Raw genomic sequence first — 14,076 nt, 5'->3', positions numbered from 1 at the left:
ACTCTCCACAAAAGAGCGCCGAAACATGAATCGTTGTTTCCAAACGGCCTTGTTGGCCTTGGGCTTGCTCGGATTGTTGTCGACCTCGCCCGTTTTAGCCGATCCGAAACCATCCGGCAAAAACACCGTCAGTTCCTTTGACAAGCTCGACCGCGAGCAAATGACCCCCATCGACAAAGCCCAGCTTCCCGACATCACGGTTGGCGTGGTGACCGTGGATTCCGGCGTCGTTCTGAGTTGCGCGTTATCCGTGGACGGCAAACTGGCGACCGGCACGGACTTGGGCGTGGTGATCCTCTGGGACATGACCGGCGCCGCCCCCAAAGAACTAGCCAAACTGCAACCCGCCAAGACGAAAGGCCGCGTCGAGAATCTGGTTTTTTCCAACGATGGCAAACGTCTGGCCGTTTCGCTGGCCGGGACGCTTCATGTTTGGGACATCACGGAGAAAGGCGGCAAACTGTTCGATTCAAAATTAGTCGGCCGCATCGGCGGGCTTGTCTTCAGTCCGGACGGGAAATGGATCGTTTGTGGCTCTGACAATCAGGGTCAGCTTTTCGCCGTCGAGGAAAAAGAGATCACGCCGGCGCCCGGCCACTTCTTGGGCGCCCATGCCTCTTTCATGTTTTCGGCCGATGGCGGCCTGTTTGCCTCCGTCTTCTTCACGCCTTTGAGAAACGGCAAACTGTACGGGTCCGAAGTCAAGTTCTGGAAAATGGTGAAGAAGAAGCCTCTCGAATATTCGATGGTTCAACTGGACAGCGGCATCAAGTCGATCGCCCTGAGTCCCGATTCAAAAATGATGGCCACCGGAAGCCTCGACAATGTGGTGCGAATCTGGGACATGACCGGCGAGAATCCGGAAGTCAAGGCGAAGATGAATTCGCCCCGGCCGATTCGGAGTTTGTCGTTTACCCCGGATGGCGCCAGTCTGGTCGCTTTCAGTTCGGGAGCCGACATCCTCCTGTACGACGTGGCCAAAGGCGAAAAACAAATGGCGTGGCAGTTCATGCCTCGCCCGAATACCGAATTTGCAACCGGGGCGATGTACATGTTGTTTTCGGCCTGCGCGACGGCTCCCGACGGCAGGCATGTCGCCTTCGCAAACAACACCGCCAAAACGGTTGTCATGCGGCTGCCGATCAAGCCGGGCGCCCCCCGGCCCGTGAGCAAACCAGAGGTCGAAGAAAAACCCCGGCCAAGCTCCCCGGTGAGCGGGGCGGACATGAAGGAAAAGTTCCGGTTCGACGGTCACACAAGTTCCGTCTACGGGGCGGCGTTCCTCCCGGATGGCAAGACCGCTTTGTCATGGAGCTTTGACCAGACAGTGCGACGCTGGGATTTAACGACCGGAAAGGAAACGGCAAAATACCCAATCAGGCTTGTGAATGATCTGGCCATCTTTCCTGACGGCAAGAAGGCCATCTTTGCCCAGGGGCAAACTGTCGGCACCCAGCGAGTCACCATTTGGGATTTTGAAAACGGAGAAGAGATCGCGGCCTGGAAAGGGCATGAAATGAGCATCAGCCACGTCCGGCTGCTCCCGGACGGCAAGGGGGCGGTGACGGCCAGCCCCGACGGGACGGCCATTCTTTGGGACATCGAGTCCGGAAAGAAGGTCTGGGAGTTTGCCGTCCTGCGGAAAGACGAATCAGACGGGCTTCCGATGGGTGTTCGGCGCCAGACAGGTGTGGCGATCTCCGTCTCGCCGGACGGGAAGTTTCTGGCAACCGGATCCTCCCGGAGCCGAAAGGTGGTCATTTGGAACCTCCAAACCGGCAAAGAAGTTCAGACGTGGGCAAGCGGCCACGGCGAGGTCAGTTGCGTGGAATACTCTCCGGATGGCAAATACCTGCTGACAACCACCGGCGATCACCGCGACGCCGGGGCGCAATTGTGGGAAGCGGCCACCGGAAAGCTGGTCCGTGAGTGGCTCGTCGGGTCGCTGTCATCCGCGACCTTTTCCCCGGACGGAAAACGCTTTTTGACGACGGAGACGAAACCAGAAGTTCGGCTGTGGGATGTGAACAAGCTGATTGCGCTGGGCCGGTTTGGCGGGCATGACAAACGGGTGACAAGAGCGGCCTTCTCGCCCGACGGCAAGACAGCCATTTCGACGGGATACGATGATACGGTGCGGGTCTGGAAACTCCCTGATTGAGGCTGCTGGTCGGTCGCCCGCATCTGAATTGACGGGATTCGGCATCAGTGATGCCGTTCTCATCGGCCTCATCCTGTCGCCCGGACAACCGCCGCGATGGCGGCCGTTTCAATGCGCAGAATGCTCGCTCCGAGGGAGCGCAGTTCCCAGCCTGCTTCCACAGCGAGCTCGGCCTCCCGGTCCGAGAAGCCCCCTTCCGGGCCGATGGCGATGGTCACCAGTTGGCCGTTGGCCGGGGCGAACGGGCTTTTGCCCGAGGGGTGGGCGAGCCAGCGCAATCCTGTGACGTTGCGAATCCATTCGGAGAATCGGACGGCCGGCAATACCCGCATCAGGACGTTTCGGCCGCATTGTTTGCTGGCCTCGATGACGGCTCGTTGCAGTTTGTCGATCTTCGCGTCATCGCTTTTCACGATGCTGCGTTCCGTCATCAGCGGCGTGAAACTCGTCGCCCCCAGTTCCGTGAGTTTCTCAATCAGAAAATCTCCCCGGTCTCCCTTGGGCATCGCGCAGCCGACATGCACGGGCGTGGCCGGTTCCCGCGAAATTTCATCAACCCGGATGATTTGCAAGTCCACCCGCTTCTTGCCGATGCCCATAATCTCCGCAAGGTATTCCCGGCCGTCGCCATTGAAGAGGGTGACTTGCTCCCCGGCCGGAATCCGCCGGACTTGCGACAGATGATGAGCCTCCGGCCCCTCCAGCGTGGCCGGGCCGAGGCCAATCGGTTCGGGAAGAAAAAAGCGATCAGCCATTGGTCACGGAGTCTTGCTAAAAAGGATGGAGGGGCGGAGATGAGTCTAAAGGAGCAACAACTCATCTCTTTCTTATCACCGCAACAGGGATTTTCATGACGGCAATTCAAGAGCCCCACTGCGTCAGCGGTGGGGGTGGCTTCCTGAGAGCGAAAGCCACCCCCACCGCTGACGCAGTGGGGCTCTTGAATTGTCGCAAATGGCCGGTCATTCCGAGTTGGTGAGTCGCGTGTTGTCCCGGTCCATGCCGTTAAGGCCCTCCGAGGAATGGCGGCCGAAGGTTTCTTCGGCGTCGTGGGCGGTTTCCGGGTTTTCGCGGAGGTGTTTGTCGAGTTCCTGGCGGCGGTGTTTGTTGCCGCGTTTCTTTTTGGCCCGCTTCAACTGGCGAAGCTGCCGTTTGTCCGGTTCGCTCATCGGTGACTCCCGTGAATCAAAGTTCGACCCCGCTGAGAATCCTGCTGGCCACCGACGCCTGGCGTCCGCAAGTCAATGGCGTCGTCCGGTCTTGGGAAACCAGCATCGCCAAACTCCAGGAACGCGGGCACACCGTGGCCGTCCTTGAGCCGGGGATGTTCCTGGGCGTGGCCGCCCCGCTTTACAACGAGATTCGGCTGGCGATAACCTCCCGGCGGGTGATCGCCTCTTGCATTCGCGAGTTTCGGCCCGACGTGATTCATATCGCCACGGAGGGGCCGGTCGGCCTGTCGGTTCGCGGGTATTGCCAGCGAAACCGCCGCCCGTTCACCACGTCGTACCATAGCAACTTTCCGGAGTTTTTGGAACACCTCGTCAGCTTCCCGGCCCGCTGGTCGTACCGTTACATGCGCTGGTTCCATTCCGCGTCCCGTTGTGTCCTCGTCTCCACTCCCACGTTGGAACGGGATTTGAGGGCGCGCGGCTTCAATCATCTGGCCCGTTGGTCGCGCGGCGTGGACCTCTCCCTTTTTTACCCCCGGCCAAAGACATTTGATTATCCCCGGCCGATCCAGCTCTACGCCGGCCGGGTGTCGCGGGAAAAAAGCGTGGAGGCATTTCTGGCGACGGACACGCCGGGAACAAAGATTGTCGTCGGCGACGGCCCGATGCGGGAACAGCTTCAACGAGCCTTCCCGAAGGCTGTTTTCCTCGGTTACCGCCGTGGACCCGCCCTTGCGGAGGCCTACGCCAACGCGGATGTGTTCGTGTTCCCCAGCAAGACGGACACCTTCGGCCTCGTGATGATCGAGGCCATGGCTTGCGGCATCCCCGTGGCCGCCTATCCGGTTCTTGGCCCGATTGATGTGGTGACTGCCCCCGGCGTCGGCTGCCTGCACAAGGATCTTGCCACCGCAATCAAACTAGCCCTCATCAGCGGCAACGCGGACGCCTGCGTGCAGCACGCCCGCCAGTTCGACTGGGACCGATGCACAGATCAATTGCTGGCGAATTTTGTGTCTGCAAAACCCATGTCGTCCCCCAACCCTTTTTCCTGAAAACTACGCATTACGAACATCTTGCCGACGGCGGAAGGAGGGGCTGCCGCGCAAACGCATCCCCGGCCGGGGTGTTGCCGAACGCGAGGCTGTGTTCGATCCGTGGCTAAAAATTCTTCTCTTTGCCTTCGTGGCTATTTCAAACATTCAAATAGGTCGGAGATTTCTTGTGGACGAAGAGGCTACAGCCCTTGGGTTTTCAAGATTTCAAAACCGGTCAAAATCCGACTCAAAAGTGATGTGAAAAGGAGGTAAAACAACCTCCCGGTGACCAATTCAGTCCGTTTCGCACCCCAAATGTGGTCAAATTTGATGGGCCAACTGAACACTTTTTTTCAAAACCCCCGGAAAAACAGGGGGCTCCTTGATGATTTTGGGATAATCCAAGCCATTTTGGGGTCGTTTTCACCCTCCTCTTCGAAGATCCGCAATATTGCGGATCTTCGGTTCCTGCCACACAAAGTTTTCGCGGTCAATGGAATCCGGCATCAGCGAATCAAGGGAGAATGCCACCGCGACAACATAACAATACATTGATTCAATAATAATGCACGTCGCATTGCCATTGCAATATGACAGCCACACAAACATATAGTTGATTGCCTTTTGCGACATTGAATTGACACATGGCATCTGTCCGGACAAAATAAATTTCTTCAATAAATTCATCGCTGAATATTCAAATTGACGCAATTTTCGCCAGCAAAGTTTGCGCATTTTTCATCAGCCAAATCACCGTCCACTCATCTGGCTTTCACATCTTTTGATCCACCCGTGTTCTTCGCGATTTCCACACATTATGGGCCTAATCATTTCTTTTGCCCAATGGTTCTCTTTTTCAACAGGTGTTGTTAATGCTTCGCAGCAGATCGCTTCGATCCGGTTTTACGTTGATTGAGTTGTTGGTGGTGATTGCAATCATCGCGATTCTCATCGGACTGCTTCTCCCCGCCGTGCAGAAGATCCGCGAAGCTGCCTCTCGGGCAAGATGCAGTAACAATCTTAAGCAGATCGGCCTGGCCTTCCACAACTACCACGACACGCAAAATGCTTTTCCGGGCGGAGCGTTTGACGGCTCTGTTCCCTGGGGGACTTCAGAAACCAGTTGGCAAGACCTGAGTGTCACAACCAAGAATGCGGCTGGTCAAATGGACAACCGCGCGGGTTTCAGCTGGGAATACAAAATCCTGCCCAACATCGAACAGGACAATCTGTACAACGTTGTCAGTCGGGCAACCTTGTATGCCACGGCCGTTCCGGTCTACACCTGTCCGTCATCCCGCCTGCCGACCGTGTACAGCACCACGTACAAATCCGACTACGTCGGTTGCGCCGGGAACACCTGGGCGCCTGATGGTGGTGGTCTCGTGATTCATCCCAGCTACACGGACGAGACTGGCACTGTTCGCTTTACATATCCGACCATCACCATGTCGTCCATTACCGATGGCACCTCCAACACCTTGTTGGTTGGTGAAAAGTGGCTGAACCCGAAGGCACAAGGCAATTCGCTGGATGGTGGCGAAAATGAATCCTGGTGTAATGCCGGCTGGGATGAAGACCATGTGCGGTGCACAGGCGGCACGTACAGTTGCGTTAATTGCTTCGGCAAGCAAGACGGATCTGCGGTGACCATTGACCGCCTTCCGCGGGCGAACAGAGACGCGCCTTTGGCGACGAGCGGCACCATCTGGAACGAGTCTTTCGGCAGTTCTCACACAAGTGGCATGAATGCCGTGATGGGGGACGGCTCGGTGCGTTTCGTTTCGTTCACGGTGGATGTGAATGTTTGGTCTGCCATCGGTTCACGGAGCGGCGGGGAAGCCCTCGGCTTGAACTGAGGTTGCTCTATTATTGCCCGGCAAAGCGCCAGATCGCACCGACGCGGTTCTCGGCGCAGCAGCCATTCGGCGTCGTAATTTCTTCTCCTCGGGTGTCCGGCCCTGGACGCTCGAGGAAGCAACTGAAGGACCCGTCAATTGAACATATCTAACAAAATGCATTGATAACCAAAGATAATTATTGCACTGTCACTTCCACGGACATGTAAACCTGTTTCAATTAGTTGCAATGCAACCACATTGACAACAATCATCTGATTGTCAATCCAAAGTTTGGTTTCACGGCCGATCATTACCGATTACGTTCATTTTGACGCATTTTTCACCACAAAAATTACTGGTTGCTCACGCGGTTTCAAATCTTTTAATCCACCCATATTCTTCACGATTCCCACACGTGACGGGCCTAATCATTTCCATTGCCCAATCTAATTGCCCAACGGACTTCGTTTTTCGACAGGTGTTGTTAATGCTTCGCAACAGATTGCTTCGATCCGGTTTTACGTTGATTGAATTGTTGGTGGTGATCGCCATCATCGCTATTCTCATTGGCTTGCTTCTCCCGGCCGTGCAGAAGATCCGTGAAGCCGCCAACCGGATGAAATGCTCCAACAACCTCAAGCAAATCGGGCTGGCCATTCACAATTACCAAGGGACACAGGGCTATCTGCCCCGCGGCGGCAGCAACAGCTCAAGCGATGGCGTGGCGAGCGCCGGATACTACCCGGTCAGTTGGTCGTGGATGTGGCACCTGCTCCCTTATGTTGAGCAATCCAACCTCTACAACAACACCGGTTCGTCGGCGATGTACACCATCACCACATCGGCGCAGAGATCCACGGTCACCAATACCCCCATGAAGATCTACAACTGCCCGACGGCCCGCGCCGTGACCGCCAGCGGGGTTCGATTCAATGCAGATTACGCGGCGTGCGGCGGCACCGACGACAGCACAACGAACGGCTTCTTCGTTTCAACTCTGAAAACGGACAACGTGGGCGCCGCCAACTGGTCATGGACGGCGCAAGAAAACAAGATTAGCTTTGGCGATATTTTTGATGGCTTGAGCAACACGATTGCCGCGGGGGAAAAGCAACTGAATCCGTTGTACCAAACAACGGAGGGGGGCGACAACGAAGGCTGGGTGACCGCTGGTTGGGATCCGGATTTTATCCGTTGGGGCAGCTTGAGCACGTCTGATTACTTGAGCACCACCAGCGGAGAAGGCGGCAAGGGCGGGTTTGCGTCCAACGCCTCCTCGCTCACTCCCGCCCAAGCGGCGGCGGCCGGTTATTCGGGCGGTTACTGGAGCCACCGCTTCGGCGGTCCTCACACCGGCGGCTCGAACTTCCTCCTCGGCGACGGTTCGGTTCGGTTTATTTCTTTCAGCATCACGCCGCAACAGTTCGTGAACGCTTGCGGCCGAAACGACGGCAGTGCGACCAACTTTGACAAATGATCAATCTCAGGTCTTCCGAACCTGAGACACGAAAATGGTATCGCTGACCGGGAGGCCCCGAAAAACCAACGGGGTCCTCCTTGACGGACACCTTGCCTCGATGCCGCCGATCAATCCACAAAACAAATAATTCCCGCCGGGGACGCTTTCGATGCGAAGATTAATGATGGTTGCTTTTCCGTTTTCTGTGTTATCGCTGACCGGCTGCGGGAACGATAATCCGCCGGCCCAAGCGCCGACATTGAGCCAGGCGCAAATTGACGCCGAGGAAAAACACAGCCAAGAAGTGTCGGCCGTGGAGAAGCAACGTGAAAAAATGCTTCCAAAGGCTGTCTATGTTCCCACCGAAGAAGCTCTCGTGAACGAGGCGGAACGCGCTCATGCCGCCGAAGTGCGTGCAGCGGAACGCGCTCAAAAAGGCCAGCCGCCGAAGCGGTAATGACGATTGATTTAGGGAAGAATTTTTAGCCACGGCTGGAACACGGATTCGGACAAAACCAAATCACATCAAGACCTGATGAAAGACCGGGCAAGAAAATTCAGGATCAATCTCCCGCCTTCTGACTCTGCCTTCATCATTGTTTTGGTCTTCTCCGAATCCGTGTTCCAGCCGTGTTCGATCCGCGGCTGAAAATGCCTTTGGTTTTCATGTTGGTCTTCATGTCTGCGCCTGAGCCGCTTGTTTGTCGGCTTCATCTCGGGTAAACTCCTCCTCAATCATTTCCGTTTGCTTGATCTCGCGGAGTTCGGTCATGGCCGTGCGTTATCAGTGTGACGTTTGCGGCGTCATCTCTCCGTTGCCGGATTCCCGGCTGGGCAAGGCCAACAAATGCCCGAACTGCACCGCCCCGCTGCCCCGCTGGCCCCTGCCGGCTCACAGCGGCAAGGGGTTGATTTACGCCCTTGTGTTCGGCGGCCTGCTTCTTGTGTTCGGCGGTCTCGGAGCGGTCGGGACGGTCGCCTGGTTCACTCTCAAAGACGATGTCGGCCCGCAAGTCGCCGTCAACAACCCGGCTCCGGATCAGAACAAGGAGTTTCCAAGAATCGATCCTCGAAAAATCGAGCACAAGGACGGGCCCCCCTGGCGCGCGCCAGATCCGAAAATGGCCATCAAAAAAGAGTGGCCGGAACGGAAGCCAGAGGAACGGAAGCCGGAGGAGCCAAAGTTTGAGCCGCCGAAGATCGAGATGCCGGCTTTCGGGCCGAATGTTCCAAAGATCGAAATCAACATTCCCCCCCGTGTCGTGCCGCCAGCGCCGCCGCTGAAACTGCCCCCTGCGCCGGCCCGGTTGCCGATCAAGCCGTGGGCCGGGACGGAGCGGAAAGAATATTCGCTGCCGGAGGTGGCCGACCGGGCAATCCCGGCGGGGGACGGCCGGTTCATCGTGTTCCACTTCTCCAAAATCCGGAAGCTAGGCCTCTTCGATGTCAACGAGGGGAAGATCACGAAATATGTGGACCTGGCCGAGGACAAGCCGCTCATCACGGCCGGGATGAACAAGATCGTCACTTACCTGCCCGAGGCAGGGATGATCCAACGGCACAACCTGCTGACGGGCGAGCGGGAGTTGATGAAACCGTTGAAGTTGGCAGGAAACATCAAACAACTCGCGATGGGCAGCGCGTCGGCCGGACCGGTCGCTGTCGCCACGGAGCAAGGCGGCATCCTGTTGGACTTGGAAACTCTGACAAGAATGCAACTGCCCGATGTCCCCGCTCCGGCCAATCCGCCGTTTGGCAATCCCGATCCGCAACCCGTGCATTTGCCATTCACGACGGACAAGCTTTGGGCCGGCGCCAACGGCCGGGCCTTCGCGTCGGTCAATCGTGTCCGCGACCATTGCACCGTTGTCCTTGACAGCGGGGGGGCGGATGTGAAAAGCCGTTTCGGCGAAATCTTCTTTTTCGGCAAGCCCAGCCCCGACGGCCGGCGATTCTTCTTCGGCGGAGTGGGGGCGATTACCTCCGACGGTCGTTTTGATGCGGCCGTTGTTTTGCCCAAAGAGCCGTTGGACGCGAGAAAGGGGCTGATGCTTCTGCCGGCGGAACACGGGCCATATTATTTCCGCCTCAACTACCTGTCCGAATCCGGCGGCCCCGCTTTGGTCCCCAAGGATTCGGCCGCTGCGGTGTCCGTTCATGCGTATGGGGTGGACAAGCCGCTTATCCGTCTGGCCAGCATGCCCGTCGCCGGTTGGAAGAATGATGTCTCGCTGACCGAATCCGTGCTTTTCATCCCGCGAGCCGGCCTTCTGACGGTTCTATCCCCGTCGCGGGACAAGCTGAACCTGATTCCCGTTGATCTCGACCAGGCGATGGACGACAGCGGGATGGACTATCTGTTGGTCACGTCGCAGCCGCCGCGAACCTATTCCTCCGGCCGGGAGTTTCGGTATCCCGTGCGGGTCCGCAGCCGGGCGGGCAAGCTGATGTTCAACCTGGAATCCGGCCCGGCGGGGATGAAAGTGGCGCCGGACGGCACGATTTCCTGGAAGCCGGACATCACCCTAAACGACCGGGAAATCTCCGTGGTGTTGAACGTGAAAGACGGGACCGCAAAGGAGACGCTCCACGTCTTCACGCTGCGGAAATCCGACGAACCGGAGGAATATGTGCCGGACCCGGAGCCGAGGAAGCCCGTCCCGGTGGTGATCGAGGAACCGAAGGGAATCCCTGATCGTATCGCTTACAAATTGCCCGCCATTCCGGGGGAGGCAACCATCAACCCGCACCAACCGGCCGACAAGGACAATCCGACGGATATCCCCGTGCCCGGCAAGTTTGACTCGATGATCCCGGCCGGCGGCGGGCGATATGTCATCCTTCATGCGAAGGCGGCAATGAAGGCCCATGTCTTCGATGTCAACACAATGGCCATCGAACGCACCATTGACGTGGGCGATGCCAACGCGACCGTGACGGCCGGGATGACCCGCCTGTTCGTTTATCAGCCCGGCACGCAAACGGTGGAGCGCTTTGCGCTGGCGGACGGCAAGAGTCACGGGCGCGAGTCGCGGTTGTTCGGCAAGACCGCCGAATTGGTGATCGGCAGCGCGTCCGAAGGGCCGTTGTTTGTGCGGGCCGGCAAATGGGCGGCGCTGTTCGACGCGGAATCGCTCGCCCCGATGACGCTTCCCATGACCGACAAGGACAAGAGCCTTTTCCCGTTTTCGACCGGCGGCGTATGGGCATCGGCCAACGGCCGGACCTTCGCGAATGTCTCGTCCCGAAACGGCGCCGGGGAAATCCGCGCGGCCACGCTGACTCCCGACGCCGTGACGGTTCGATCAGCCGAAGGAACGGCCCGATACGTCCAGCCGGGGCCGGACGGCAAGTTGTTGTTTTTCGGCGGCCACCCCACCCGGCGGGCGTCGTTGGATTCCCTCCGCGATGCTCAGCCGGACCTCGCCTCGGCGCCGGACCCGGAGATGAACGTCCTGCCTGTTCCCCCGGAAGACGCCGAGGCGCTGGTGATGTTCGAGAAGCGGCTCGAATTCGGCGTGCGGAAAAGCCAGTTGCGGATTCGCCGTTCCTCCAGCCAGATGATCGCCGCCCATGTGGACCTTCCGGGCATGGACGAACAATATCGCAACACGATGGACCTGCCCGCCTGCATTCAGGTGAACCTCATGGCCGGGGCGTGTCTCATGGCCCCGCTGGAGAAGGACCGCCTTCGGGTGGTCCCCTTGAGAGTTTCTTCCTGGACGATGCCGCCCAAGGCGGACATCGCCTGGAGGCTGCCGCCGGTTCCGGCGGCTCCTCCCGAGCCGCTGAAGCCAACAACCCTCAAAGCCCCGTCGGTCCAGGACGCCAACATCACCAACCACCGCCTGACGTTCGGGGGCGGGGGGCGTTTTCTCATCGACTTGCCGAAACCTTGCGAAATTCGCGTGTACGACCTGATCGCCAACCGGGTTCATCTCACGATCCGCACGACGGCTCCCAACCCCCCGTTCGCGGCGGGCCAGAGCAAACTGGTGATCTCCGACGGGGAGCAGTCCCGCCTGGGGTGGCTGCGGCGATATGACCTCGAAACGGGCAAACTGGAGCAATCGGAGGCGAATCGCCATGAAGTGGTCCACCTGAGCATGGGCGCCGCCTCCGAAGGTCCGTTGATTCTGGTCTGCGTCCGCCAGTTGGAGTTCATGGATCTGTCAACGTTGTCCAAAATGAAAACCGGCGAGGGTAAAAAAAAGGAGCTGCCGATGGCGAGGCTGGCCCCGGTCGTCTCCGCCGACGGGCGAACCATGTTCTCGCGGGGGCTTCTCCGGGATGACAAGTCGTTTATGGTCATGATGGAACCGGACGGCACCCGGATGGTTCCCTACTCGCCGGCGTCTGAGAAGGCCTATGCCGCTCTCTCGGGCGACGGAAAAGCGTTCTTTCTCGGGAACTCGGTGACGGATCAGACGGGATATTTCAGCAAGCTGAACCGGCCGATGCCCGCGGCGGGAAGCCAACTGCCGCCGCTGATTCCCTCGCTCACGGGAGACTACTGTCTGGAGGTTCATTCCTCCCGATACCGTCAGGGAAATGATCCCGATTACACCGGATTGGTGGTTTATAAATCCGGGCGGCGAGAACCGGTCGGCCGGATCATCAAGGCATTCGAGGGAATTCCCTCGCCGGACAATATCACGGAACGGTCTCACGGGAGCTATCTGATCACAGCGATCCCGGATGCCAACTTGGTGGTTTGGCACGACCGGACAGCCCTGAAAACGGTGTTACTTCCGGTCAATTTCAACAATCTCCCGATGGACCCCGTCCCGGAGAATGTGAAACCGATGCCCCCGGCGACCAAGATTGATCCGCCGAAGGTCAATCCTCCGATGACCAAGATCGACCCGCCCATGCCAATGATTCCCAAGGTTGACCCGCCGAGGATCGGGCCGCCGGTCGCGGCCACGAAGCACTTGGTGTTCCCGCCGTGGCCCGCCCCGCTGCCGATCAAATCGCATGATTTGAAAGAGCCGGTGACATACACGTTCGAGCAACCCGCGAAGCTGATCGTCCAGCGCGGCACGGTGGCCCTCGCCGGCGGGGGTCGGTTCATTCTGCGGCAGCGCGACCCGAAGACGATTGACGTGTTCGATTTGGATGAACTCAAAGTGACGCGGACCATCGAACTGTTCGACGGCGCCGGGGCGTGGCTGGCCGGGATGACCAAGCTCTTTGTTCAAGATGTCCGGAGCCAGTCTGTCCGCCGATTTGATCTGCTGACTGGCAAAGAAGAAAAGCAGGGGCCGATGCTTCAAATCAGCGCCCAGTTGATGTCCATCGGCCACCGGACGGACGGGCCGCTGATTGCCAGAGACGGCCAAAGCGGCATCGTTCTGATCGACGGCGATTCCCTCGAACCCTTCAGGACAACAGAAACCGCGTTGAGCGGGCCGGACATCGCGGGCAAGTTTCTCTGGTCCTCCCCGGACGGCCGGACCATCGGCGTCTCGATGGCTCCCCCCGGCGCGAGCTTGTTGAGCGGCCTGCAACCGCGAATTTCCACGAACCTGCTGACCTTCACGCCGGTCGGCCTGACAAAAGAAGTCGCCCCGTTCCCGACCGCATTCGCCATTCCCGCGAACGACGCCGGATCGGTCTACACCGGCGGCTATGGTCCGTTAAGCCCCAAACTCACGAAGTTCAACAATACGGATATTTCGCTGCAACCCGCCCAGGGGGTCCCTCCGGTCAGCGTCATGCTCCCCTCGGCAGACGGCCATTTTGTGATGCGTTACCACTGGACAAAGTCCATTCCCGCCCCGCTAGGCACGCCGAAGGCCCTGGCCACACCGGACACCTCGCCCGGTTTCGACCTCTACGCCGGCGGCAACATCGCCAAGCCGATCATGACCGTGAAGACCATCGATCCTTTGGAGAAAGAATTCAACCCGTTTATGTCCATGCACCGGATGCCGGAACTGGTGCATTTCATTCCCAAGGCAAAGGTGTTGGTCGTGGTTTCCGGAACGCTCGACAAAATTCATGTGTACCCGGCCGATTTGGAGGCCGAGATGGCCAAATCCGGCGTGGAAGCCCCTTGGGTGACATCGACGCCCCCGGCCGTCTTCGTTCCCGGCGAACTGTGGAAATACCCGCTCAAAGTGACCTCCCGGTTGGGCGGGCTGAAATTCACGGTCAGCGGCCCGGCCGCGATGAAGGTTGATGAAAACGGCGAACTCACCTGGCCCGTCCCGCCGGATGCCCGTCTGGACACCAAGGTGATCGTGTACGTCAAGGATGCGAAGGGGAATCTGGCGATCCATGTGTTTTGGATGACGAAGAAGTAATCGCCGCCGAAAACCCGTGAATCTTCCGGCAACCCGCGAAACCCCGCCCTAAGAATGGGGTATGATGAAATGACCTTTCCCGACGCACCCCTGCGATT

General features: G+C 58.6%; 8 protein-coding genes. 6 read left to right on the top strand and 2 right to left on the bottom strand.

Features of this window, described 5'->3' with window-relative positions; translation table 11 throughout:
* Window positions 1-25: 25 nt before the first annotated feature.
* Window positions 26-2,161 (top strand): WD40 repeat domain-containing protein, encoded by a 2,136-nt coding sequence (locus tag BGIM_RS0128335; protein WP_020473062.1) that lies wholly within the window; start codon window positions 26-28, stop codon window positions 2,159-2,161.
* 68 nt (window positions 2,162-2,229) lie between these two features.
* On the opposite strand, the gene BGIM_RS0128330 is transcribed toward BGIM_RS0128335, so the two are convergent.
* Together BGIM_RS0128330 and BGIM_RS0128325 are read right to left on the bottom strand one after the other, a co-directional pair.
* Window positions 2,230-2,916 carry an RsmE family RNA methyltransferase gene (locus BGIM_RS0128330; protein ID WP_020473061.1) on the bottom strand — a complete coding sequence of 229 codons (687 nt, stop codon included), beginning with the start codon at window positions 2,914-2,916 and terminating at the stop codon, window positions 2,230-2,232.
* Between the two features lie 207 nt (window positions 2,917-3,123).
* Window positions 3,124-3,330, bottom strand: coding sequence for a hypothetical protein (locus BGIM_RS0128325; protein ID WP_020473060.1), 207 nt, complete (start codon window positions 3,328-3,330; stop codon window positions 3,124-3,126).
* A 32-nt stretch (window positions 3,331-3,362) separates the two neighbouring features.
* On the opposite strand from BGIM_RS0128325, the gene BGIM_RS0128320 reads away from it, so the two are divergent.
* The 5 genes from BGIM_RS0128320 (at window position 3,363) to BGIM_RS0128280 (ending at window position 13,978) form a co-directional block, all read left to right on the top strand.
* Window positions 3,363-4,388: a glycosyltransferase family 4 protein gene (locus BGIM_RS0128320; RefSeq protein ID WP_052640041.1), complete on the top strand. Its 1,026-nt coding sequence runs from the start codon at window positions 3,363-3,365 to the stop codon at window positions 4,386-4,388.
* An 890-nt stretch (window positions 4,389-5,278) separates the two neighbouring features.
* Window positions 5,279-6,229: a DUF1559 domain-containing protein gene (locus BGIM_RS0128305; RefSeq protein ID WP_238537731.1), complete on the top strand. Its 951-nt coding sequence runs from the start codon at window positions 5,279-5,281 to the stop codon at window positions 6,227-6,229.
* A 469-nt stretch (window positions 6,230-6,698) separates the two neighbouring features.
* Window positions 6,699-7,688, top strand: coding sequence for a DUF1559 domain-containing protein (locus BGIM_RS0128300; RefSeq protein WP_020473055.1), 990 nt, complete (start codon window positions 6,699-6,701; stop codon window positions 7,686-7,688).
* A 151-nt stretch (window positions 7,689-7,839) separates the two neighbouring features.
* Window positions 7,840-8,127 (top strand): hypothetical protein, encoded by a 288-nt coding sequence (locus BGIM_RS0128295; protein WP_157369478.1) that lies wholly within the window; start codon window positions 7,840-7,842, stop codon window positions 8,125-8,127.
* A gap of 313 nt (window positions 8,128-8,440) precedes the next feature.
* A complete protein-coding gene (locus BGIM_RS0128280) occupies window positions 8,441-13,978 on the top strand; it encodes a YncE family protein (protein ID WP_020473052.1) in 5,538 nt (1,845 codons plus the stop codon).
* Window positions 13,979-14,076 lie beyond the last annotated feature (98 nt).

Origin of the sequence: Zavarzinella formosa DSM 19928, assembly GCF_000255705.1 — a bacterium.
GTDB lineage: Bacteria > Planctomycetota > Planctomycetia > Gemmatales > Gemmataceae > Zavarzinella > Zavarzinella formosa.
The sequence above is the reverse complement of the archived record's forward strand: the minus strand, read 5'-3'. Positions and strand labels throughout refer to the sequence as shown.